Raw genomic sequence first — 22,762 nt, 5'->3', positions numbered from 1 at the left:
CAATTAGGAAATAACACGTTCTAATTCTGACATATAGACTTGGTAGTCAAAAACTTGAGACTCTAAACATCTTTCTTTCAAACTGTTTTTTTCTTCAGTTGAAAGCATGAATACTTTCTTAAAGCTGTCGAACAAACTCCGTTCGGATGAAGGGTCAATAAAAAAGCCGAGACCCTCACCCTCGATGAAGTCACTGAGGTTACTCGTATTATTACACAAAACAGGTGTGGAACTTGAAACCGACTCCACAAATTTGGTAGGAAATCCTGCGGTGTTCACTCGATTTGTATCCCTTATGAAAATCGAGAAATCAGCTTGTGATAGATGGTGAATTACCTCTTTGTGATTCAATCGACCAAAGAACTGAACGAAAGTAGGTATACCCTTCTCCGGACTCATTTTAAAGCTCTCTCGATACTGTTCTTCAGTAATCCCAATAATTTTAAGCTCAATTGGCTTCTTGAATTCCTGCTCACATTGGACCAATGACCAAATGATCTTGTCAAGTCTATCCTTCCTTCCATTGCCAGGAGATCCGGCATAAATCAGCTTTAAGGTGTGGTCAGTAGAGGTAATCTGCTTCGGCCATTTCTCGTCGGCTTTGTCCACTGTAGGTGGTATTTGAACCACGTTGGGAACTATTTTGAAATAGTAGTTGTAGAGGAACTCAGAAATGGCAATGACTCCATTCAATCTTTTCTGAACAACTGTCATCAACAACCAAGTATCTATATTTTTCAGAATTCCCGACGGACTTTTCATGCTACCAAGAGCCCACTCTGTATTATCTGAAACTACAGGAATGGTTCGTCTCTGACAGAATTTAATGATTCTAGCCAAAGCAATGGACGAATAGTTATAAGCGATTACCGCTTTAATATCCCCACCCTTAGAAACTTCTTCAAATACCTTTAGAAATGATTGATGAGAAGTGACATTGCGAACCCAATCGAGGACTCCTGTTGGATACGGAACACTATATACATCAAAACCATGCTCCTGATGATACGTCTTCAGCACGTCTCTTTCTTCTAGACCGTGCTGAGTATCCACAAATACGATGTGGTAGCCTAGGTCCTTATAACCCTTTGCCAATCCGATTACGCGTTGTGCAGCTGCGTTACCATCTGGAAGTATGAATCCTCCTATATATATGATTGTCCCTTTGCTCATGTTTCCAGAATCAAAATGGGTTGTATCCGTTGTCTACATACCTCACTTTATTCCAAAATTTGAAATGCTTAATGGCAAGAAGGTGAGCTTTGAGTGATGAGAACTTTGATTTTCCTGTAAGAATCCAAATCATCACTTTCAATGTTCTCTTGTATTTCCATTGTGACAAGAGCTTTTTAGAATCAGCTCCTGAAAAGTGAAGTACAGCAATTTTCATTACGGCAAAAGATCTCCAATACTCAATTTTCGGTGAGTTCGAATCTCCATCGGCCGTGGTGACCTTGCCTTTATGCCAAATCTTCGCATTTGGCGTGTAAATCAATTTATTTCCAGCCTTGACCGCTCTGAGTGCATAGTCGTTTTGCTCCCCATAGAGAAAGAAGTAATTTGAATAATACCCAACTTGATCAAAGACAAGTTTCGGAATCAACCAGAAGATGTCATCAATCATACCCATCTCCATCTCTTGATCGTATTGACCGAGATCCTTCTCTCTTCTATTCTTGACAAAAGCGGGAAAATCAAGTAATCCAGTTTTGCCTTTACCATTACCGATGAACTGGAGTGTATCTTGTTCATCATAGTTATATACTTTACCTGATACGATGGCCTTATTATCGTGCTTCTTGGCGGTTTGTATCAATTCAGTGATTGCTTTCGAATCGATGATAGTGTCATTATTCATGACAAGTGTGTAATCCGAATTTCTTTGCTCGAAAGCAATTTTCAATCCTACATTCACACCCCCAACGTACCCGATATTGTCAACAATTCTATGAACAGTCAATCGTGAATCATCAAGAGGTAGTAAAGATTTAAGCTCTCTGAAATTATCTTCTGTAGAGCCATTGTCAATAACCACTAAATGAATGTCTTCTCCCACCGATTCTAACACGGAAAGAGCACATTTGCTGGTATAGTCGTTCTGATTGTAATTCAGTGTAATCGCTGTAATCATGGCCTATAGTCCTAATGGTGTGAAATCAACGTCTGGATAATAAGTGGCATACCTGCGGATACGAGCTTGAAGTTCCTTAGGCAGTCCTTGTCCGCGTCCAGCCACGCCTTTGTTCTTTCTGGTATTAGCTTGGTTGGAGGCACTAATTGCATTGTTCAATTTATCATCCGACAGTGGCTCATCCATGAAATTGAAAATGCCTTTGATGACACCTCCAAAATCTTCTTTTAGGTCTTGATAAGTGATCAAATGCACCTTTCCCTCTTGGCGCAAAGGAGAAGTCATCCAACCTGCATAAAAATTAAAGTACCAAGGAATGATCATATCAACTACAAAACTAAACTTAGCTTCATCGTCCATCTTCGACCAAATCTCATCGTTCATGAAACCAGCTGGAACCCTTACGCTCTCTTTGTTCATGTGATCGACATAAGAATATACTGTATCGAAGATGTCTCTCACTTGAAGTACAATGTGAGAATTGATGAGACGACATATTTTCTCCGTATACAAGCTATACCTACAATGTTGATGAGAAGAGTAAACTTTAGGAGCATTTGAGTTTCTCAAAAGTGGTAGCAAATCAATTTCCTGCTCTCTGTGTTCAAAACTGGGAGCCAGCCTAACACTTGGCCAATCCAGCAATTCTTCAACAACATGAGATAACCAAGTTGATCCAGATTTGGGCGCACAAACTAAGAAGAGATGTTTGTCAATTTTTGTCTTGAGAACTTTATCAACAAATTGATAATCATACACTTTTGGATCTACATCTGAAACCGAAGGCAGGTTGAGTCCAGAAATAACTCCTTGTGATTTCTTGGCCAACTTACTGAGTGCTTGTTTTGACTTTTTGATCATATCAATGATGTATGTTATTTTCTTCTGAGTTTAGAAAGAAGTGCATTTCGTTCCTCTTTGGACGCGATGTACCAAGTTCCAAGCAAGAGCAATGGACCAATAACGAAATTCAAATTGCGAGTTAAATCGTTCATCTGACTCAAAACTGTGAGAGACACTCCTCCAATGAACACATATGCCATAAGCTTCAAGGTGCTCAAGCGATATGAGAAATCAAATGTGATTCTGGTGTAAATCATATAGACCCAAAAGAAAACAAATGGGGATACGATAAATTTCAACGTCCATCCTATCAATCCATAACGATTCACAGCCCAGTAGGTAACGAGTAAGTCAATACTTCCATAAAACAATCTAAACACCCCGTGAACCTTAATTTTACCCATCGGGGTAAGGGATTGTGAGAACACGTACCACCAGACAAAGAAGGAAGTTCCCATCAAATGATAGGGTAGATAATTCGAGGCATCAAGAAATTCTGTGGAATAGAAAGTTACAATAATGAGTTTATGGTACGGAATACCTATAAACAGTAATGGAATTAATCCAAAACTACCAATGCGCAATGCATCATTAATAAGCCCACTTACCTCCTTATGGCCTTTCATTTCACTAAATCGAGGATACAAATACGTCGAAAGAGCTGGAAGAATAAAACCTGTAAAAATACTAGCGAATAACAAGATTGGACTATACAAACCAATAGCATCAACTCCTAGGTGATCCAATACAATAGACCTTGTGACTAATTCCACAATAATCAAGAAGACACCAACAGTGAGACCAAAAGCAGAAAACAGGAAGAGTTCTTTTAAGAAATCTCTTCTGAGTGGCGCTTTTATAATACGTGCAAAACTAATCTCATACTCTTGAAAACACTTCTTGTTCGCAAGCCACATTAAAACCGCCACATCAATTGCAATGGCCAAAGGAACGTAGGCCACCGCCCCTTCTAACTCCCAAATTAGAATGAGTGGGATGGAAATGACAAACTGAATAGCGCTTGTAATAATTCGCGCTCTGGAGATGGCTCGTACATTTTTAAAAGCCTTCAGTATAGAGAACGGAAAACTGTGAATTACGAGGATTGGAAACGTAAGAAGCGCAACAAAGAAGTATACAATGTATTCATCTTCACCAAAGAGATAATTTGTGACCTCTTCTTTAAAACCAAGCATTAACCCAACGCTCAGCACCACAAACCCAAATATGACTAATGCATATGACTTAAATGCTGAGTAAATAAGCGATTTAGCATCATCCTTTGATTTACTTTCAGCTAATTGCTTGACAAAAGCTTCAGCTGTCCCAATGGTCGTAAACTGCGAAACTTTATTGGTTAGAAATGTAATTTGATCTACGATACCTACACCAGTAGTACCAAGAATCAAAGCGCTAATCTTTACACGAGCTAAACTTGCAAAAAATTGAGCAAATCTAGTTCCTGCAAGCATCGAGGTGCTTTTTAAGAGACTTTTAAATTCCGATGCCAAAGCTCTATTGTCTAGGTTAAAATTGCTTGCCAGGTATTCCCTTGACCTTCGATTTCGATTCAACTGATCGGATGAGCAATGTATTTGCAGCCACCACCACTTCTGACCCAATGATTACATTCATTAAAACCGTTGAACCCGATCCAATGTATGAATGCTGACCAATTTGAATTTTACCACTGCTCGCAGGATATTGATGACTGAGATTAGATTGTGTCAACTCCATGTGCGTGATAAAAGTGCACTTCATAGAAACAACCACGTTAGAAGAAATGTGTATTTCTTCTCTCAAATCAAAAAAGCACTGCTTCCCTATGTGAACATCATTACCTATTCTGAGCTTTCTCAAATCATGGCAATTGTGAAATACAATCCCCGTTTCTATATCGCAGTTGGAACCTATTTGAGCCCCCATTAATCTCATGATGGGGATGATAGACTCCTTTCCAACCCTGCTCAAGTAAGAAAAAGCGTTGCTTCGTCCAGCCAGTAGATAGCGAACGAAAAAGCTGATGCTGTTCCACCCAATAATGAATGGGCGGAACAGATAGCTAAGTACTTTAGAAGCCTTTCGAAGCAAATCGAGCATCATTTAAAAGCTCTAATGTTTTCAATGACGTATTCTACTTCTTCGTCTGTAAGATCTGCATGGAGCGGAAGTGTCATCAATCGTTCAGATTCAGCTTCAATAAATCCACAGTCTTTTGCATATGGAGTAAAGAGAGGCTGCATCGATAGCGGTGTGTAGTGACAACCCGTAGCGATTCCCTTCGATTTAAGGTGAATCATCAATTCATCTCTTCTATCCGCTCTAATACCAAACATTTGGTAGCAGTAGTTGGAAGGCTCAAAAGGAAGCAATGGCATAACACCTTCTACTCCTTGAAGTCCATCCATGTATTTCTGAATGATCTCAGATCTCCTAGCATTCATTGCCGGCAACTTCTTAAGCTGGGCCAATCCAATCGCTGCCGCGAGGTCATTCATATTGTATTTATAACCGAGCACATTGATTTCATAAAACCAGTGCATGGCATCACGCTTCTCGTCGGTGTACGATTGCGCTGTTTTCCAGTTATCCTTATCGATGCCTACCCAGCGCATTGCCTTTACATCCTTAAAGAGCTCAGGATCGTTGGTCACCATCATACCTCCGTCGCCGGTGGTCATTAACTTCTTCTCTTCAAAGGAATAACAACCAATGTCTCCCCAGGTACCAAGGATTTTACCTTTGTACATAGCTCCTGCTGTATGGGCGCAATCTTCAATAACACGAAGACCTTTTTCCTTTGCCCATGGCACCAATACCTCCATAGGTACAGGATGTCCGGCATAGTGAACCGGAATGACAGCAACGCAATCTTCATCATACTTGGCCTTCATATCGTCCAAATCGATACCGAGCGTCACTGGATCTGAATCCACGAATACAGGAACCAAATCATTGTACAATACCGCTGTTGCCGTAGCGGCGAAAGTCTGAGAAGGAACAAGAACCTTCTTTCCTTTTGGGAAATTAAAGCACGCAATAGCAAGGTGTAGTGCCGCTGTAGCTGAATTCACGCCAATGGCGATTTCAGAACCGACAAACTTTGCCCACTCTTCTTCGAATTCGTTCACATTTGGCCCCAGTCCAATCCATGATCTTTCAAAGGCAGCTTTAATGTTATCAAGCTCTTCCTGACCTACTGAAGGTTTGAATAGTCTAATATTCATATGCGTTTAATTTACAGCTCAATGCCCTTGTACTCTTCGACAAATTGAGCCAGCGTTAAGTTGTTTTTATCTTTATCTGAAAGCGTTGGCTCCACACCGTTCAATGGCCAATCGATTCCAATGTCTGGATCGGACCACAGAATACCACGTTCCGCTTCTTTGTTGTAGAAGTTGTCGACTTTATATACGACCTCGCTATTTGGCTTCAAGGTGCAGAACCCATGACCAAATCCTCTAGGAATGTAGACTTGCTTTCCATTTTCTGGTGTCAACTCTACAGCATCCCATTGTCCAAAGGTGGGCGAACCCAATCTGAGATCTACAAACACATCCCAAACGGCACCAGCAATACAGCGAATCATCTTTGTTTCTGAATGCGGCGGAAGTTGAAAATGCATTCCACGAACAACACCAGTGTGAATGGATTTGGAGTGATTCTCTTGTTTCCACTCTCTGTGAATACCGTGAGCTTCAAATTCTTTCACATCATAGCTTCTCATAAAAAAGCCTCTGTGATCGCGAATGGGGTTTAGCGTAATCTCAAAAACGCCTTTTAGCTTTCTCTCTTTGAATTCCATCTCTCTGAGTAGTCGTTTATCTGAATTGAGCAGAGTTGTTCAGCACCACTCTCTGCCACCGACATATACCAATCAAAAGTGTACTTGATCGTGTCTGATGGTCCGAGAATTGGATGCCAATTCAATCTCTTTTTCGCTTTATTAATGTCTAATGTGAGAAGGTTTGCCTCGTGGTGAACTTTCTTGTCTGAAACATCAATCCAAGAAACTTTACCAGACAGCTTTACAAAACCATCCACAAGATCTTTAACCGTTAATACGTTCTCTGCTTCTGGCCCAAAGTTGAACGCTTCACAGAGCTCCGTTGGATTCTCAAACATCTTAGCTCCCAAAAGAAGGTAACCTCCAATAGGTTCTAATACATGTTGCCAAGGTCGAACAGCAAGTGGACTTCTCAATTCGATATCCTTCGATTGTTGAATCGACTTCATACAATCTGGGACGATTCGATTATCTGACCAATCTCCGCCGCCAATGACATTTCCAGCTCGAACAGAAGCAACAGACTTCAAATGATCATCGTAAGAATTGGGATTGAAAAAAGACTTTCTAAATGATTGGATAAGAATTTCCGCCGCCGCTTTGCTTGAACTGTAGGGATCATATCCTCCCAATTCATCGCTTTCACGATAAGGCCATTCCCACTCTTTGTTCTCATACACTTTGTCTGTAGTAATGAAAACACCAACTGCCTTTTTCGAAAGAGATCTCAGAGCTTCCAGGATATTAGCGGTACCGGTAACGTTCACCTCATAGGTATACACTGGATCATTGTAACCATCAATCACTAGGGCTTGAGCAGCCATGTGAAAAACGAAATCAGGCTGTTCTGCTTCAAAGATTTCAACCATCTTCGAAAGGTTTCGAATATCCTCTCGATAATCGACAATCTTAGATGATAGCTCTAACTGATGGTAGAGATCTTCTTCCCGTTTGGGGTCAAGACCAATACCAACCACATGAGCACCAACGGAATGCAGCCAATAGGACATCCAAGAACCCTTAAAGCCCGTGTGCCCCGTTACAATTACCTTTTTTCCTCTATATACTTCTAGAAACTTCATGGAAACTCAGACTAAATGATTACCAAATCTTCCATTCGGCTTCGTTCTTATCCCAAAGCTTGTTCAAGTGATTCACATCGCGAACCGTATCGGCACATTCCCAGAAACCATCGTGGATATGAACCATCACTTCGCCTTCGTTTGCCAAATCTTCAAGTGGACCGAATTCAAAGTCGCAATTCACATCGGTGCTCAACTTGTCCAGCATACTCTTATTGAATACCATAAACCCTCCATTGATCAAACCCTGACCAATTTGAGGTTTCTCTTCAAAAGACAACACTTGACCATCTTTCTGAATCACCTCTCCAAACAGTGAAGGAGGGCGTACACCCGTAATGGTGACTGTCTTTTGGTGGTTCTTATGGTACTCGAGAAGTGCCTGAAGATCAACATTAGAAACGCCATCTCCGTAGGTGAGGAAATTCACATCGTCCAAGTACTTTTCTAGACGCTTGATTCTGCCGCCTTTCAAAGTTTCAAGTCCCGTATCCACGAGCGTTACCTTCCATTCATCAGCATTATCGCTGTGGTACTGAATCTCACCCGTAGCTGTGTTGACCGTGAAATCTGAACTGAAGTTCTTCAACTTGTAGAAGTAATCCTTAATCACATTGCCTTTGTAACCCAAGGCAATCACGAACTCATTAAAGCCATGCGCAGCATATATCTTCATAATGTGCCAAATGATAGGGCGACCTCCAACCTCTACCATTGGTTTCGGAATCAATTCCGTTACATGTCCTAATCTCGATCCGTAGCCTCCAGCTAAGATTACTACTTTCATGGCTTTTCTGTTTGTTGGTTTATGTAAAAACTAGCAGCTTCTTTAAGTCCCTGTTTAACAGTATACAGTGGATTGTATCCTATGAGGTTTCTCGCCTTAGTAATATCCGCAAGACTGTGTTTAACGTCTCCAGGTCTTTCTTCCTGATAAATAGGTTTCAAATCCGAATCCGTCAATTCCGCAATTATCCCCCATAGCTCGGTCAATGTGGTTCTATCCCCACATGCAATGTTAATCACCTCATGAGACTTGAGGTCTGTAGTCAACATACCTTTGATGTTGGCCTGAATGGCGTTCTCCACAAACGTAAAGTCTCGAGAAGTTTCACCATCCCCAAAAATCTTTGGTGCCTCGTTGTTAAGAGATGCTTTGAAAAAAAGAGGAATTACTGCCGCGTAAGGATTGTCGAAAGACTGGCGTGGACCAAAGACGTTAAAGTAGCGAAGACCAATACTGTGAAATCCGTATACTCTGGAAAAAGTATCACCGTAAAACTCGTTCACTCTCTTCGTAATCGCATATGGGGAAAGAGGTAGTCCTTCCTCCCCTTCTACTTTAGGTAACTTCGGACTAGTACCATAACTCGATGAAGATGCGGCGTACACAAAACGCTTTACATTTCCATTCTCCTTAACCGCCTGAATGACGTTCAAGTATCCACTGATATTTACCGCATTTGAAGTGATGGGATCTTTGATTGATCTGGGAACGGATCCCAATGCAGCCTGATGAGAAACGTAATCCATGCCTTCCACAGCAGTGACACACGTCTCATAGTCTCTGATATCCCCCTCCAAAAATTCAAAAGCTGGATTGCTCATGAATTCTTCAATGTTGTGGTAATAACCATTTGAAAGGTTATCCAACACCCTCACCTTTTTCGCACCAAAGTGCAGCAGGTAATCAACCAAATTCGAACCGATGAACCCCGCTCCTCCTGTAATCAGAAAAGAGCTCGTACTCAAATCAATATCGTGATACTTGTTTCTTGACATATCTTATAATCTTGCTGTTACCGATTCTTTAGGAAGAATGGATTTAACATCGAATATCACGTGTTGATCACTGGCCAACTTCTTGAGATCTAACTCTAAAAACTGTTGGTGTGCAACAGCCACGATGATAAGTGAATAGTCGCCAGGGCTGAGTTCAGAATGCTCTGTTTTGATATCTATACCGTACTCATGCTTCACCTCCGCCTTTTCAGCCCATGGATCGTATACATCCACATCCATATCATAGGTGATGAGCTCATTGTAGATATCAATAGCACGAGAGTTACGGATATCAGGACAGTTTTCCTTAAACGTGATTCCCAACATCAAAGCCTTAGAAGAAGCAACCGCAATATGACGCTTCAACATGTGCTTCACCGACTGAGTGGCGACATACGCTCCCATTCCATCGTTCAATCTTCTACCTGCTAGGATAATTTCTGGATGATAGCCTACTTCTTGTGCCTTCTGAGCTAGGTAATAGGGATCAACACCAATACAATGACCTCCAACTAGGCCCGGTCTGAATGGAAGGAAATTCCATTTTGTACCAGCCGCCTCGAGAACCTCGTTGGTGTCAATACCCAGAAGGTTGAAAATCTTTGAGAGCTCATTTACAAAGGCAATGTTGATATCTCTCTGACTGTTCTCAATCACTTTCGCGGCTTCGGCAACCTTGATATTCGAAGCGCGATAGGTGCCAGCAACAATAACCGTTTGATACACTTTGTCAATGTACTCAGCGGCCTCTTCTGTTGATCCAGAAGTCACCTTTAAGATTTTTGTTACGGTGTGCTCCTTATCTCCCGGATTAATTCTTTCTGGAGAATAACCAGCGTAGAAATCCACGTTGAACTTCAAACCCGAGAAACGCTCTAATACAGGGATACACTCATCCTCCGTAACGCCAGGATATACAGTAGATTCATAAACCACAACATCCCCCTTCTTCAATACGCTACCAATTGTTTCGCTAGCTTTAATCAAAGGAGTGAGTACAGGTCTGTTGTGATGATCTGTTGGCGTAGGAACCGTTACAATGTAAAAATTGCATTCCGCTAAATCTTCTTTCGATGTAGAATTGAGTAGACCAATTTCCCCCTTTCTAACATCCTTGCCCAACACAGAGGCTAAGTTCTCATTATCAACTTCTAAGGTTGAATCAATACCGTTATTGAGTTCATCAACTCTTGAACGATTTATGTCAAAACCTACAGTCGGGAATTTCTTTCCGAACTCTACAGCGAGAGGTAGGCCAACGTACCCGAGGCCGATGATACCAATCTTTGTGTCTTCAATTCTATTCATAATCTGATTCTATGATATATTATTTATTCACCCAGATCAGGGCAAACAAAGGTTTATCACTATCTGAAATCTCCTTGGCGATTTTATAACCAATGAGCACATTCATGTGATTTTCTGCTTTTTTGATAAGACTCTTGAGATACGGGATGTCGAATTCCTCTCCAATGAAGATTAATTCTATTCGGCCTGACTTAAAATCATCAATTGATTTTGATGAAATCCAAACTTCATCCAATCCTTGTAAGCGGTCTACAACATTGTCGATCAATGCGTCTAGACGGGTTACTTTTCTCACCATGTTGGTGATATCGGGAACTAAGGGATGATTGTAATTGACGCGAAATATCTTCTTTCGTCCATCTAACTGACTCTCTAGAAGTCCGGCCTCTTCAAACCTATTGAGTTCAACGCGCACCGCGTTACTACTCTCGCCGAATTCTTGAGCCAAACCCTGAAGATATCCTTTAGACTCACTGTCTAAAAAGAATTTCAGGAGTAGCTTAATTCTCGTTTTTGATGTGATGAGAATGTTTAGCAAGAGGGTTAGGTTGGGTTGGTAGCTTAATCAGGTAACAAAATTACTTGATTAAGTCTCTTGAGCAAGAAAAAGAGGTAAAATCTACGTAATCATAGTTTTACCTCTTTTCATTTCTCTAGCTTCTCTTGAATAATCGAGCAAAGAAACCTGGTTGATCCTCACTCTCGCCATAATAACCGTAGCCGTAGCCGTAGCCATAGCCATAACCGTAGCCATAGCCGTAACCATAACCGTAACCATAGCCATTGTTTGTGCGTTGTGCATCGTTGAAGACGATATACATATTCTCAATGTTGCGCACCTTTCTCGTATCCTCCATCGCCCTAACGAGACCTTTAACGGTGTAGTTTTGTCGAACGACGAAAAGGTTCAAATCGGTGTACTTAAACACCTCGAAAGTATCCGCCACAACGCCAATTGGAGGAGTATCAAATATGATGTACTCGTACTTCTTCTTAAGCTCTTCGATCAGATCAGCGAATTTCGAAGACATGATCAATTCTGACGGATTTGGCGGAACGACGCCCGCACTTATAATATCAAGGTTCTCAGACTGAGTTGTCTTTTGAATAATTTCTTGAACTGACACTTGACCTGCCAAGAAATTGGACAATCCGACATCATTCTTCAAACCAAAGTCATTGTAAATCCTCGGTTTTCTTAGGTCAACTCCAATCAACACCGTTTTGCTTCCGCTGATTGCAAGAATGGAAGCGGTATTAATACTTACAAAGGTCTTCCCTTCACCCGAAATACTTGAAGTTACTGAGATTAAGTACGGTGTACTATTCTCCGTATTAATGAATTTCAAACTAGCTCTTAGTCCTCTGAACGCTTCAGATAACGCAGCTTTCGGTGAATCCAATACTACGAGGTTGCTCAGTTTGCTATTATGGCCTAATTGACCAATTACGTCAATTGATGTAATAGCCTTGAGGTCTTCTTGGCTCGCAATCTTGGCTCTGAAGAAATCTTTCAAGAACACATAGATGGCTGGAAATACAAGTCCCAATAGAAGTGCTATACCATAATTCAACGATGTTCTAGGTGAAATTGGAAGAGCATTGGTTCTAGCTGGATCAATTACGCGTTGATCAGGTTGAACGGATGCCTTGGCAATACCAGCTTCAGCGAGCTTTTGCATCAAAAACGTGTACAACTCATTGTTGATGGTATAAATACGCTGAATTTGGAGGTAATCACGCTCCATTCTTGGCAATTTCGCAATCTCACCTTCAACTTCTCGAATCTGTCTATTGAGGTCGCGAATTAAAATCTTGGACCCCTCAGAAAGATTATTGAGGTTCTCCTTCAAAGATTCGATCGTGACCCTTAGTTGGTTGGAAACCCCTCTCACCTGAGGGTTATCTCTCGTAGCTCCAATTAAAAGTACTTGTCTTCTGTTGTAGAGCTCTTGCAAGCTGCTTACTAATCTAACTAAGGTTGGATCATTTACACCGAGAGTGCTCGGTGCGATGATATTGTCAAGTTGTGACTCATCCTGCAACAAGGAAACCATGTAGTTATAGTATTCCAAGTTGGATCGCTCAATATTTTTACGCTCAATTAAGCTATTCAAATTTGACGCAATCACACGTCCTTGTTCACTAAGATCTATGACTTGTTCTTCGGTGCGATACTCTTCTCGTCTCGATTCGGCAACATCAAGACTATCCTCAACTCTCTTCAACTGTTCACTGATGAAGTCAATAGTAGATTGAGCCTGATTGGTCTTCTCTTCCATCCCCATGGCTATGTACTCCTGCACTAGCATGGTAAGGAATACCTCATTCTTCATTTTCTCAGGTCCTACAAGCTGAATATCAATACCTGAAGCACCTTCCGCTGTTGGCAAAATTTGAATGGCTGATTTCAGTTCTAGAAGAAGTCCTACTGGATCTCTAAAAACGAACTTAAACTCTTGATTTGACTCAAAAGAGAGTTTCATAAATGAAGACGTAGGCACCAATTTAAACCTCCCAAAAGGTCCTTCTACCCATTCGTTCAGAGTGCCAGATATATTGAGTTCAATAGACTCTAAGACATTGGAGACTTCGGAAACTTCTCTAGAGATATAATCATACTGTTGTGCTTTTGCCGGAATGTTTGCGGAAAGCTCAAAATCCCCAGAAACCCCTTTAAAAACAACATTGAATGGCACACTCAAGGTTTGTTGTACAGTGGAATCCATCACAATGATAAATGGACGATAAGCATATTGCTCTTCACCGATAAGTCGACCGTGGGAGTAATATGTAATTCCAAAATCAAGCTTGCTCAAAGTGCGCTCAATCAGACTGTAGCTCTGAAGAATCACTACTTCATTCTCAAACTTAAGTCGAGGGTTATAATAACCAATGGCACTCATCAATCCTTCAACTCCTCCTCCTGCACCATTGCCTTCGTCGGCAATAACTACTGTAGTGGAAGTGCTATAAAGCTTCTTGGAATATCTATTGGTTAGAAACGCTAAGAACAGAGCAATAACAACACAAAAGCCGAAAATATGCCAGTGTCCGAGCATTTTGTAAAGAATCGCCTTAACGTCTATGGCATCGTCTTTATGCTCGTTGAAAGGGTTGTTTGGATTCTCAGACATCAATTGCTCAAATTACGAAGCGAAACCGCGATTAATAACACTGAACTAATTATGGAGAGGGTCTGAACAAAAGATGTAAACCCTTTCTCTCCAATACCCCAAGACTTTTGCTTCATTGGTTTCACATTGATCACATCATTGGGCTGAACCATAAAATCCGGATTGGTCAATACGCTCACATCTGTCAAATCCAAATCAATTACTCGAACTCCTTCTGGATATTGGCGAATGATCTGAACTTCCCTACGTTTACCATAAATATTAGCATCGCCAGCAAGTGCGAGCGCTTCAAATATATTTGCCTGATTCTGATAGATGGTATACTTTCCTGGGCGATTGACTTCGCCAATTACACTGAATCGGATACCACTCAATTGAACACTCGTAAAAATAGCGTCTTCTTGAAAATAAAGGCTAAGCTTCTCATTGATAACCACTTTAGCCTCTTCAATCGTCAATCCTTCCACTAGAACTGAACCCACGACGGGCAGTTCAATTCTACCTTCACTATCTACGGAATAACCTGTGATATAGAAATAACCATCACCCACGTTTTGTAGGTTCTGAGTTCGTGCATTATTGAATGCTACGGAAGCCTCTTCACTAAAGCTGCGAACGGTTACATTCAAAATATCATTCTCTTGAATAACATATTTCTGACGTTGAATAGAGTACAAAGAATCGGCTTGTTGGCCTTCTTCTACTTGCAAATACGTCAAGTCTTTTTGGGGGATGCAGGAAGTGGTACCAAGTCCTATAACCAATACTAAAAAGAGAGAGGCAAGTGAAAACCTCCTGAACAGAGTGCGCGATTGCGCTGCTTGCTTGGGCATATTTGGTAGTTGGGTTATTACTAAGCTGCCAAATATACGAAGCCCAAGGCTCTTACCACATGCAAGAAGTAAATAATAGGTTAAAGATTTAGTGATTTTAAGTCAGTTGTACTTAGAACTTAAGTAGGGAGGTACTATACTCTGAGTTCTTTGTAGCAGACTGAGTGTATGTACATTACCCGTGTTGCCCGCCTTTTTGATTGTAAATGAATTTATTGAACATTGTCAACCTTTTTCGTACTGCCACATTTTCACAATACAATGAAGTTCAGATTTTCTACCCTTCACCATTGCTACGCTAATACGATAAATGTGAATGCTGAGAATCACCAACAGTAACTTCCCCCCAATGGACACCGCTTTTCTTTGACTTTCATGCTGTGACCATACACTAAACTTCCCCTATCTTCGTGTCTTTAGACGCCAGTTGCCAAGCGAAAGCTTGAAGTCAGAATCCGGTGGTCCAAAACTCTTGACTCGTATGATAAAATTTGCCCTCATAGGTTACGGAAGAATTGGCAAACGCCATGCTGAAATGATTCTCGCGAATCCCGATGCTGAATTGGTAGCAGTCATTGAAAACCAATCTGACGTAGAATTGGACATTGATGTTCCTCTATTTGACACGATAGAGGCTTTCTTACAGTCGAATATTGCGTTTGACGTCGCCAACATTGCCACACCCAACGGGTTACATGCAGAACACGCTCTTCAATTCTTGGAAGCAAAAGCTCATGTGGTGATCGAAAAACCTATGGCATTATCTAAGGAAGATGCTGAAAAAGTGATCTACAAATCACTTCAAGTCCATCGCCATGTTTTTGTAGTGATGCAAAACCGCTATTCTCCTCCTTCAGAATGGTTGAAATCACTGATTGCAGATGGAACTTTAGGCGATATCTACATGGTTCAAATCAATTGCTATTGGAACCGCGATGGTCGATACTACCATGGTGACTCTTGGCATGGAACCATTGCACTAGACGGCGGAACACTGTTTACTCAGTTCTCCCACTTCATCGATGTGATGTACTGGCTCTTCGGTGATATCAAGAATATTACAGCTCGACTAAACGACTTCAACCACAAAGAAATTACTGAGTTTGAAGACTCTGGAATGGTTCAATTCGACTTTGTAAACGGCGGTATGGGATGCATCAATTATTCTACTTCCGTTGCTCACTCAAACTTGGAAAGTAGCATTACTATCATTGCTCAAAATGGCAGTGTGAAGGTAGGTGGACAATATATGGACCAAGTGGAAGTATGCAATATCCCAGGCTACACCATGCCACAACTCGCTCCTACTAATCCGGGTAATGACTACGGTTCCTACAAAGGTTCCGCTGCGAACCACAACTTCGTGATCCAAAACGTAGTCGATGTACTGTCCAATCAAAAAACAATCACCACTAACGCCCTAGAAGGAATGAAGGTGGTGGATATCATTGAACGGATTTACGAGGCTGGAAGGAAGTGATGAGGTTGGGTTGGTTGGGTTGAGGTTTCAGGGGTTTTAGACGTTTTAGGGGTTGGATGTTGGATGACGGGTGACGGGTGACGGGTGACGGGTGATAGATGTCTGATGACGGATGTTGGATGAAGAGGATTATGATCGTGTGAAGCGTTGTGTTAGTTCTTCACCTCGTGGGATTCCTTTAGATATACAGCTATGTGAAGCTCAAGTAGAATGGTCTACTCAAAACCCCAACAAAGTACTTAGCAAAAGTTCTCTAACTCACTGCGCTGTATACCCACCATCCACTATGATATTCTGACCTGTGATGTATTTTGCCTGATCACTCAGCAAAAATTGCACGACAGGTGCAATATCGTTCGGATTTCCCATCCTGCGTAGAGGTACTCTTCTTTCGTAAGCTTCTACAAACTTTGGATCTTGATGATCAAATATTCCTCCTGGAGAAAGTGCATTTACTCGAACGCCATGCTGACCGTAATGCGAAGCCAAATAGCGCGTCAAGTTGATCAACCCTCCTTTGATGGCTGAATAAGCAGCTGGAGCTGATATCCCTGTATTTTCATAAAGCGTTGGATCGTTCCCTACTACCCCGTAGATGGAGGCTATGTTAACTACAGAACCACTGTTTTGCTTGACCATGTGAGACAGTACGCGTTGAGTGATGTAGAAAACACTGTTCATCTGCATGTCTACATTCTTCCTCCAACTTTCTATCTCAATTTGATCTACCGGTTTTCCCCAATCCGACGTTCTCGGGTAGGCATTGTTGACCAAACCATCAATAGAACCGAATTCTTCTACGATGGACGCAATGGTTTCATCCACCGATGTTGGTTCGGTAATATCACACTTCCATGTGCCTTTCACGAGATCGTTCTCTACATGAAGGTCGAGGTTAATAGAGCGATATCCCGAAGCATTCAATTCGCGAATGATCTCGGATCCAATCAATCCAGAACCTCCTGTCACTAGTACTACCTTACCACTCATCTAAACAGATTTTTAGCGTTTTCAAACTTTCAGAGAATTCATTCATCGGAATGGACCCCGATGTCAAACAATTCAACCAATAAGCCATTTGCAAATTGTACGTCTCTTGAATATCCACTTCTACATGGTGAATGATATCCGTACGATTCGCAATCACCAATCCACGAATTAAATCAATCTCTATGGTACCATCCTCCATTACTACTTCTAGCGTTCGCTTTGGATCTCTCCTGAAGTAATTCAAAACGATGTTGATGACCTTGTCGGGATACTCTAACCAATAGCGCGCACTATCCACAGAATCAATCTCTAAATCAGAAACAGTTCTCAAGTTGTTCTGTACTGAAGTTGGATCTCCAAAGAGATAGCGAACAAAATCGATTTCGTGAGTTAGATCTAGATGAACGCCACCGCCCTGTTCGCGTAGGGCACTGTAATTGGTTCGATAGTCTTGATTGGGGCGCCAATCGGGTAAATAGGAACCACAATAGGATTGTACTTCTAGCACCCGCTTTCCCGCTAAATAGTGCTTCGCCCAAGTGATGAGTGGATGGAACCGCAGATTAAATGCGGTATACACCATACTTTGATGCTCGGCAATGAGCCTCTCCAGTTCAGCCGCATCTTCCGAATTGTGTAGGGGCGGTTTCTCTAGAAAAACAGGAATTCCTAGAGGGAGGATTTGGCGTAAACTTTCAGCGTGAACCGAAGTTGGCGTGGCCACCAAGGCGAAATCACAATCACTTGGAATCTCTGCAATGCTATAGATACTTTGGACTCCTTCCACCTCTGCTCCATCTCTTGAACGACGAAGAGCATAGAACTCCGCGTCAGGACGAATGGCTATCAAGGCCTCCTTATGTTTTCTGGAAATGGATCCTAGTCCAACAATTAGCACCTTCATATCTCTATTTCTAGCAGATTTTCGCTCAACAGGATTTCCATTACTCTAAAATCTCTTGGCTCATCTAGGTCAAAGCAATGGTGTTTCATTACATAAGCCAAAGAGTACGGTGTGGTAGAAGTTGAATATCCCTTGTTAAAGTATTCTCTTTTAAACAGGTAGAAGGATGCATTCATGTCATACACCAAGGGCGCATTCTGTCTAGATTTCACGTCGCCGGCATCTTTCACCACTTTTGCAAACCCATTCTCGCCTGTTTCAACCATGTTGAAATACGGATTACGAGCAGCAGGACTTACAGAGAATATATTGAGTGCTTCCTCATTGCTCGACAATTGCTCATAAGCCTGTTCAATGTCGTTCAGGGTTCTCAGCGGAGAGGTGACGTCTAGATCCAGAATATAGTCGTAGGTTTTCCCATACAATCGCTCCGAATACAACATTGCATCCTCAATGGCTGCAATTTTACCTGCTTTATCCGTCGCAAATTCATCGGGACGAATATATTCGGTACTATACCCTACCTCAGCGGCGCATTTTAAAATTTCATCACTGTCTGTGCTCACCTGAATATCGGCACCGTACTTCTCCTGTATAATCTGAGCGAGATTAAGCGTGTAATGAAGCAAGGGCACTCCATTGAGGGGCTTGATATTCTTTCCAGGAATCCCCTTGGAACCTCCTCGCGCACAAATCGTTATCAACAAAGACCTCATAAATCGAGATGTTTAATATCCTCTTGAGCTTTTTGAAAATCATCCGGCTTTCCGATATCAAGCCAATACTGTCTGAGTGGGAATGAAACGACATTAAATCCATTCTGAACCAAATCCTGCATCAAATCGGTGCTGTTGTAGAAGGTACCTTTTGGAATACGATTCAGCAACTCTCTTTTAATCAAATAGATACCGCCGTTGGAATAGTAGGTGTAGGTCGGTTTTTCCTTGAACGAAATGATGTGATGATTGCTAGTTTCCAACACCGCATAAGGAACATCCACTCGATACGGAATGGTAACAATAGACATGTCGGCTCCTTTCTCTAAAAAGTCCAAAAAGAACTCTTCATAATCGAGTTCAGTAAGGATATCCGAATTTGTAACTAAGACGTAATCGTGCAATAAGCCTTCAGCATAACTCACAGAGCCGATGGTCCCTAAAGGTTGATCTTCTTGTATATACTTGATATGTATGCCTTTGTCTTCGCCAGATTTAAAGGTCTGTTCGATTTGATCTCCTAAGTAGTTAATGGAAATCCAGATATCGTCCACGCCGAATTTCCGCAGTCGATCAATCCCGTGCTCGATAATGGCCTTACCTCCAATTTTCAAGAGTGGTTTTGGTGTATCCTTGGTCATGGGAAGAAGTCGAGTCCCCTTTCCCCCCGCCATAATAATGGCATCCATTGGTAGATAAGAGCTGACGTATCGGAAGTTGATCACATTCACAATTCGCTTCTCTGAATCCACCACTGGAAGGATTCTAAAACCACCTTCTCTCAGCGCAATCACATTCTGAATGTCGTACTTGTCTTTGGTGATGTACTTCGGCTTTGACTGTACGAAGTCAGATACTCGATCTTCCAGTGCCTTCCCGCTGATCAAACCTCTCCGAACATCCCCATCGGTCAAACTGCCAATCAAAACACCTGCTTCATCAACGGCGAAAAGAATCGCGTCTGCTGCCAACTCGTTTAGCCTTTCTAAAGCCTGACGAATGGTGGAGGTATGTGGGATGAGATGTAGTTTGTAATCTATCATTTAGCCGATTTTATGATCTCAACGATGCGCTTCGCTGTATCGTCTTTCTTGTATTTATTGGCTCCTGTATATCTGCCCAATGAACGAACCTTCTGTAAAGCCTTTCCCAATTCAATCGCATCAAAAGCGACGTCCACTACATTATTGCTGCGCGTCCTTCCATCCTGACGATTACCGACATTGATGGCGTATACGCCTGCTGAGGCCGCTTCAATAATGCCGCTTGATGTGTTCCCAAGGAGCATCTCTGAGGACACCATTGCCGCATAGTAATTATCCCTACCAAAGGTTTCTACTAAACTGAATCGATCTGGCATCTCACCTTTGAGTTGTTCGAATAGGTCTCTGTACAGTTGCCCCATCGCATCTGAATTCGCCATGGTCACTACAAAGTGTAAATCTGTCACTGTGTTGGTAAAGAACACTTTCAACTGTCGGATATGCTCGTGATTGGATTCTGCATTTACGGTTTCCGGATGAAAGGTAATGAGAACAAACTTTCCTTCAGGAATGGCAAATTGCTCCCTTACTTCATACCAAGACGGAAGATCTCGAAGGTTCAATCCATCTAAACTCAATGCTCCCACGTCATATACATGAGGGTGATCAGGCAGCAATGATCTCACTTTCTGCGCGTATTCCTCAGTACTAGTGAAATGAATGGCAGAAGCCAATGTAATCTGATGACGATAAATCTCGTCTATCGCGCCGAGCGTCTTCTCTCCTCCGTGAAGATGAGCCAACTTTATTCCAAAGGGAATGGTCGACTGAACCGCCGCATTCATCTCAAATCGATCTCCCAATGTGAAAACCAAATCGAATGAATGCAATTTCCAATATTCTGAAAAAGCGACAACCGTTTCTCCATACTGGCGTACAATATCACTCGCAGTATCTCCTTCGGATAAACCTACAACGGAATGAATTTGTCCAAATCCATCTTTCTCAATCAAGTTGATGGTCATTCCCTGCGACTTGGTTAAATGCATGCCGAAGACAATGATATGCAGATCCACCTCCTCATCCGCTTGAAGGTGTTTTAGCAGTGGCGTGTAGATACCGTAATCTGCTCTGGAACTGGTAAGTACACCTATCTTCATCATGAAAAATCAGATTCTTTCAGCTGGTGACCTACGGCGAGATTCTTCGATGCTGTTTTACCTATCACTTCATTCCATCGCATCGGACTAATACCGTCTCCCGGTCGCAATGGAATTAGGTGGGATTCTGTAAAAACTTGTCCTTTCTCGATGGCTTGATTGAGATGTAAACTCTTTCTAGCAATGGCCATATTCCTCTTCTCACTTGCGCTGGGAACTTTTTCACCATTTCCAGATATCGCTTTCTCAATGTTCCGAATAGATGCCACCATCTCAATAAGTTCAGAAGGCTCTAGAGAAGCTTTGTGATCCGGACCTGGCATATTCCGATCCAGTGTAAAGTGCTTCTCGATGACGGTTGCACCCAAGGCAACCGCCGCAATCGGCACTTCAATTCCTAACGTATGATCGGAATATCCAACTTGAACCTCGTATGTTCGCGCAATCGACAACATCGCCATGAGATTCACATCATCCATGGGTGTTGGGTACTCTGTATTACAGTGAAGTACTGTGATATCATCTTTCGAAATACCGCGCTCTAGAATTTCAATTGCCTCTCCAATTTCACTCATAGTAGCCATACCTGTGGATAGGATGACAGGCTTTCCGAATGAAGCTATTTTAACGAGGTAGGGATAGTTCGTAATTTCTCCACTGGGGATTTTAAAACGATCAAAACCCAAACTATTGAGATAGTCCAAGCCTTCTGTATCAAATGCAGTGGAGAAAAAGCGAACACCTTTTTCCTCAGCGTACTCAATCAACGCAATGTGATTTGAATCAGAGAGCTCTAGCTTTTTAAGCATATCGTATTGCGATTCGTCCGAACCCGGTTCATTCGCCTTCTGATAGTCTGCTTTTGTTGCAGATTTTGAAACGATCTTATCTGCTTTGAAAGTTTGAAACTTCACATAATCCACACCCGCTTCGGCAGCCGCATCAATCAACGCCTTTGCCTTATCCAGACTGCCATTGTGATTTACTCCAGCTTCAGCTATGATTAGTGTGTGATGTCTCATTTATTCAATTTTCTTGCGGGATTCCCGACCCATGTTTCACCGTCTGGAACGTTCTCCAAAACGACAGAGCCTGCCCCAATTTGCACATCATTACCGATGCGCACACCTTCTTTTACGACAGAATTGGCACCAATCATGGTTCCAGCTCCCACACGAACGGCTCCTAAGAGTACAGCTGCAGGAGCGATGTGACTTCCATCCCCTACTTCACATTCGTGTTCTACAATGGCATTGGTATTAATGATACAGTCTTCGCCTATTCTCGCAAAGGCATTTATTCTTGCTCCAATTCCAATGTATGAACCGCCGGAAATCGTCGCCGAGCTACTCACTCTCGCTGAGGCGTCAATCACCGTTGTCATTACACCTCCATTCGCTCGAACAGCATTTGCCGCAAGGCGACGGACACGGTTATTTCCAATACCTGCAACAAATTGACAATCCTCACTCCAAACTGGAAGATCTACATCCGTTTCAATCCCCATATATTCAAGTGAATACGGATTCTGCTCTGCAACCCCCATGGATAAATAACCCACTGGTTTTACGGACATAGAATCTATGACAACCCAGGCATGACCTGAATTTCCCAATATGTACACAG

Annotated in this window: 22 protein-coding genes; 1 reads left to right on the top strand and 21 read right to left on the bottom strand. The window is 42.1% G+C overall.

The window, feature by feature from the left end:
- Positions 1 to 3: 3 nt before the first annotated feature.
- The 14 genes from F8C82_RS04170 to F8C82_RS04105 form a co-directional block, all read right to left on the bottom strand.
- A complete protein-coding gene (locus tag F8C82_RS04170) occupies positions 4 to 1,173 on the bottom strand; it encodes a glycosyltransferase (protein WP_151692279.1) in 1,170 nt (389 codons plus the stop codon).
- A 10-nt stretch (positions 1,174 to 1,183) separates the two neighbouring features.
- The gene (locus F8C82_RS04165) at positions 1,184 to 2,131 is read right to left on the bottom strand and encodes a glycosyltransferase family 2 protein (RefSeq protein ID WP_151692277.1); all 948 of its coding nucleotides are present in this window, start codon (positions 2,129 to 2,131) and stop codon (positions 1,184 to 1,186) included.
- Positions 2,132 to 2,134: 3 nt separating this feature from the next.
- Positions 2,135 to 2,992, bottom strand: coding sequence for a sulfotransferase domain-containing protein (locus F8C82_RS04160; RefSeq protein WP_151692275.1), 858 nt, complete (start codon positions 2,990 to 2,992; stop codon positions 2,135 to 2,137).
- 14 nt (positions 2,993 to 3,006) lie between these two features.
- Entirely contained in the window at positions 3,007 to 4,485 is a 1,479-nt protein-coding gene (locus F8C82_RS04155; RefSeq protein ID WP_262714040.1) for an oligosaccharide flippase family protein, read from the bottom strand.
- A gap of 16 nt (positions 4,486 to 4,501) precedes the next feature.
- Positions 4,502 to 5,077 carry an acyltransferase gene (locus tag F8C82_RS04150; RefSeq protein WP_151692271.1) on the bottom strand — a complete coding sequence of 192 codons (576 nt, stop codon included), beginning with the start codon at positions 5,075 to 5,077 and terminating at the stop codon, positions 4,502 to 4,504.
- Positions 5,074 to 6,201, bottom strand: a complete 1,128-nt coding sequence (locus F8C82_RS04145; protein ID WP_151692269.1) for a DegT/DnrJ/EryC1/StrS family aminotransferase — start codon at positions 6,199 to 6,201, stop codon at positions 5,074 to 5,076. The genes F8C82_RS04150 and F8C82_RS04145 overlap by 4 nt, the downstream gene beginning before the upstream one ends.
- 11 nt (positions 6,202 to 6,212) lie before the next feature.
- On the bottom strand, positions 6,213 to 6,779 hold the full coding sequence (gene rfbC / locus F8C82_RS04140; protein WP_151692267.1) for a dTDP-4-dehydrorhamnose 3,5-epimerase: 567 nt from the start codon (positions 6,777 to 6,779) through the stop codon (positions 6,213 to 6,215).
- Positions 6,755 to 7,843 (bottom strand): CDP-glucose 4,6-dehydratase, encoded by a 1,089-nt coding sequence (gene rfbG, locus F8C82_RS04135; protein ID WP_151692265.1) that lies wholly within the window; start codon positions 7,841 to 7,843, stop codon positions 6,755 to 6,757. Before rfbG ends, rfbC begins: the two co-directional genes overlap by 25 nt.
- A 19-nt stretch (positions 7,844 to 7,862) precedes the next feature.
- Positions 7,863 to 8,630, bottom strand: coding sequence for a glucose-1-phosphate cytidylyltransferase (rfbF, locus tag F8C82_RS04130; RefSeq protein WP_151692263.1), 768 nt, complete (start codon positions 8,628 to 8,630; stop codon positions 7,863 to 7,865).
- Positions 8,627 to 9,625 carry an SDR family oxidoreductase gene (locus F8C82_RS04125; RefSeq protein ID WP_151692261.1) on the bottom strand — a complete coding sequence of 333 codons (999 nt, stop codon included), beginning with the start codon at positions 9,623 to 9,625 and terminating at the stop codon, positions 8,627 to 8,629. The genes rfbF and F8C82_RS04125 overlap by 4 nt, the downstream gene beginning before the upstream one ends.
- A 3-nt stretch (positions 9,626 to 9,628) precedes the next feature.
- Entirely contained in the window at positions 9,629 to 10,933 is a 1,305-nt protein-coding gene (locus F8C82_RS04120; RefSeq protein WP_151692259.1) for a nucleotide sugar dehydrogenase, read from the bottom strand.
- Positions 10,934 to 10,952: 19 nt separating this feature from the next.
- Positions 10,953 to 11,471: a helix-turn-helix domain-containing protein gene (locus F8C82_RS04115; RefSeq protein ID WP_151692257.1), complete on the bottom strand. Its 519-nt coding sequence runs from the start codon at positions 11,469 to 11,471 to the stop codon at positions 10,953 to 10,955.
- A 115-nt stretch (positions 11,472 to 11,586) separates the two neighbouring features.
- Positions 11,587 to 14,070, bottom strand: coding sequence for a GumC family protein (locus F8C82_RS04110; protein ID WP_151692255.1), 2,484 nt, complete (start codon positions 14,068 to 14,070; stop codon positions 11,587 to 11,589).
- Positions 14,070 to 14,903, bottom strand: coding sequence for a polysaccharide biosynthesis/export family protein (locus F8C82_RS04105; RefSeq protein ID WP_151692253.1), 834 nt, complete (start codon positions 14,901 to 14,903; stop codon positions 14,070 to 14,072). The genes F8C82_RS04110 and F8C82_RS04105 overlap by 1 nt, the downstream gene beginning before the upstream one ends.
- Before the next feature lie 481 nt (positions 14,904 to 15,384).
- Here F8C82_RS04105 and F8C82_RS04100 point away from each other — a divergent pair, with 481 nt between their 5' ends.
- The gene (locus tag F8C82_RS04100) at positions 15,385 to 16,383 is read left to right on the top strand and encodes a Gfo/Idh/MocA family protein (protein ID WP_151692251.1); all 999 of its coding nucleotides are present in this window, start codon (positions 15,385 to 15,387) and stop codon (positions 16,381 to 16,383) included.
- Between the two features lie 258 nt (positions 16,384 to 16,641).
- Here F8C82_RS04100 and F8C82_RS04095 read toward each other — a convergent pair whose 3' ends face one another.
- The 7 genes from F8C82_RS04095 to F8C82_RS04065 are packed head-to-tail and all read right to left on the bottom strand — an operon-like array spanning position 16,642 to position 22,760.
- Positions 16,642 to 17,373: an SDR family oxidoreductase gene (locus F8C82_RS04095; protein WP_151692249.1), complete on the bottom strand. Its 732-nt coding sequence runs from the start codon at positions 17,371 to 17,373 to the stop codon at positions 16,642 to 16,644.
- Positions 17,363 to 18,277, bottom strand: a complete 915-nt coding sequence (locus F8C82_RS04090) for a Gfo/Idh/MocA family protein (protein WP_151692247.1) — start codon at positions 18,275 to 18,277, stop codon at positions 17,363 to 17,365. Before F8C82_RS04090 ends, F8C82_RS04095 begins: the two co-directional genes overlap by 11 nt.
- A complete protein-coding gene (locus tag F8C82_RS04085; protein ID WP_151692245.1) occupies positions 18,274 to 18,993 on the bottom strand; it encodes an acylneuraminate cytidylyltransferase family protein in 720 nt (239 codons plus the stop codon). The genes F8C82_RS04090 and F8C82_RS04085 overlap by 4 nt, the downstream gene beginning before the upstream one ends.
- On the bottom strand, positions 18,990 to 20,036 hold the full coding sequence (locus F8C82_RS04080) for a nucleotidyltransferase family protein (RefSeq protein WP_151692243.1): 1,047 nt from the start codon (positions 20,034 to 20,036) through the stop codon (positions 18,990 to 18,992). The genes F8C82_RS04085 and F8C82_RS04080 overlap by 4 nt, the downstream gene beginning before the upstream one ends.
- Positions 20,033 to 21,139: a UDP-N-acetylglucosamine 2-epimerase gene (gene neuC, locus F8C82_RS04075; protein ID WP_151692241.1), complete on the bottom strand. Its 1,107-nt coding sequence runs from the start codon at positions 21,137 to 21,139 to the stop codon at positions 20,033 to 20,035. The genes F8C82_RS04080 and neuC overlap by 4 nt, the downstream gene beginning before the upstream one ends.
- Positions 21,136 to 22,158, bottom strand: a complete 1,023-nt coding sequence (gene neuB / locus F8C82_RS04070; protein WP_151692239.1) for an N-acetylneuraminate synthase — start codon at positions 22,156 to 22,158, stop codon at positions 21,136 to 21,138. The genes neuC and neuB overlap by 4 nt, the downstream gene beginning before the upstream one ends.
- Complete coding sequence (locus F8C82_RS04065; protein ID WP_223279475.1) at positions 22,155 to 22,760, bottom strand: acetyltransferase; 606 nt, start codon at positions 22,758 to 22,760, stop codon at positions 22,155 to 22,157. The genes neuB and F8C82_RS04065 overlap by 4 nt, the downstream gene beginning before the upstream one ends.
- Between the last annotated feature and the right edge of the window lie 2 nt (positions 22,761 to 22,762).

The organism is Phaeocystidibacter marisrubri, from assembly GCF_008933165.1.
Classification (GTDB): domain Bacteria; phylum Bacteroidota; class Bacteroidia; order Flavobacteriales; family Schleiferiaceae; genus Phaeocystidibacter; species Phaeocystidibacter marisrubri.
Note: the sequence above shows the minus strand (reverse complement) of the source record. Positions and strands in the feature narration are given on the sequence as shown.

Bases quoted from the DNA above. Each gene is read 5' to 3' on its own strand.
- F8C82_RS04170 (WP_151692279.1), bottom strand. From the start codon at position 1,173: ATGAGCAAAGGGACAATCATATATATAGGAGGATTCATACTTCCAGAT.
- F8C82_RS04165 (WP_151692277.1), bottom strand. From the start codon at position 2,131: ATGATTACAGCGATTACACTGAATTACAATCAGAACGACTATACCAGC.
- F8C82_RS04160 (WP_151692275.1), bottom strand. From the start codon at position 2,992: ATGATCAAAAAGTCAAAACAAGCACTCAGTAAGTTGGCCAAGAAATCA.
- F8C82_RS04150 (WP_151692271.1), bottom strand. From the start codon at position 5,077: ATGATGCTCGATTTGCTTCGAAAGGCTTCTAAAGTACTTAGCTATCTG.
- F8C82_RS04145 (WP_151692269.1), bottom strand. From the start codon at position 6,201: ATGAATATTAGACTATTCAAACCTTCAGTAGGTCAGGAAGAGCTTGAT.
- rfbC (WP_151692267.1), bottom strand. From the start codon at position 6,779: ATGGAATTCAAAGAGAGAAAGCTAAAAGGCGTTTTTGAGATTACGCTA.
- rfbG (WP_151692265.1), bottom strand. From the start codon at position 7,843: ATGAAGTTTCTAGAAGTATATAGAGGAAAAAAGGTAATTGTAACGGGG.
- rfbF (WP_151692263.1), bottom strand. From the start codon at position 8,630: ATGAAAGTAGTAATCTTAGCTGGAGGCTACGGATCGAGATTAGGACAT.
- F8C82_RS04125 (WP_151692261.1), bottom strand. From the start codon at position 9,625: ATGTCAAGAAACAAGTATCACGATATTGATTTGAGTACGAGCTCTTTT.
- F8C82_RS04120 (WP_151692259.1), bottom strand. From the start codon at position 10,933: ATGAATAGAATTGAAGACACAAAGATTGGTATCATCGGCCTCGGGTAC.
- F8C82_RS04110 (WP_151692255.1), bottom strand. From the start codon at position 14,070: ATGTCTGAGAATCCAAACAACCCTTTCAACGAGCATAAAGACGATGCC.
- F8C82_RS04105 (WP_151692253.1), bottom strand. From the start codon at position 14,903: ATGCCCAAGCAAGCAGCGCAATCGCGCACTCTGTTCAGGAGGTTTTCA.
- F8C82_RS04100 (WP_151692251.1), top strand. From the start codon at position 15,385: ATGATAAAATTTGCCCTCATAGGTTACGGAAGAATTGGCAAACGCCAT.
- F8C82_RS04095 (WP_151692249.1), bottom strand. From the start codon at position 17,373: ATGAGTGGTAAGGTAGTACTAGTGACAGGAGGTTCTGGATTGATTGGA.
- F8C82_RS04090 (WP_151692247.1), bottom strand. From the start codon at position 18,277: ATGAAGGTGCTAATTGTTGGACTAGGATCCATTTCCAGAAAACATAAG.
- F8C82_RS04085 (WP_151692245.1), bottom strand. From the start codon at position 18,993: ATGAGGTCTTTGTTGATAACGATTTGTGCGCGAGGAGGTTCCAAGGGG.
- F8C82_RS04080 (WP_151692243.1), bottom strand. From the start codon at position 20,036: ATGATAGATTACAAACTACATCTCATCCCACATACCTCCACCATTCGT.
- neuC (WP_151692241.1), bottom strand. From the start codon at position 21,139: ATGATGAAGATAGGTGTACTTACCAGTTCCAGAGCAGATTACGGTATC.
- neuB (WP_151692239.1), bottom strand. From the start codon at position 22,158: ATGAGACATCACACACTAATCATAGCTGAAGCTGGAGTAAATCACAAT.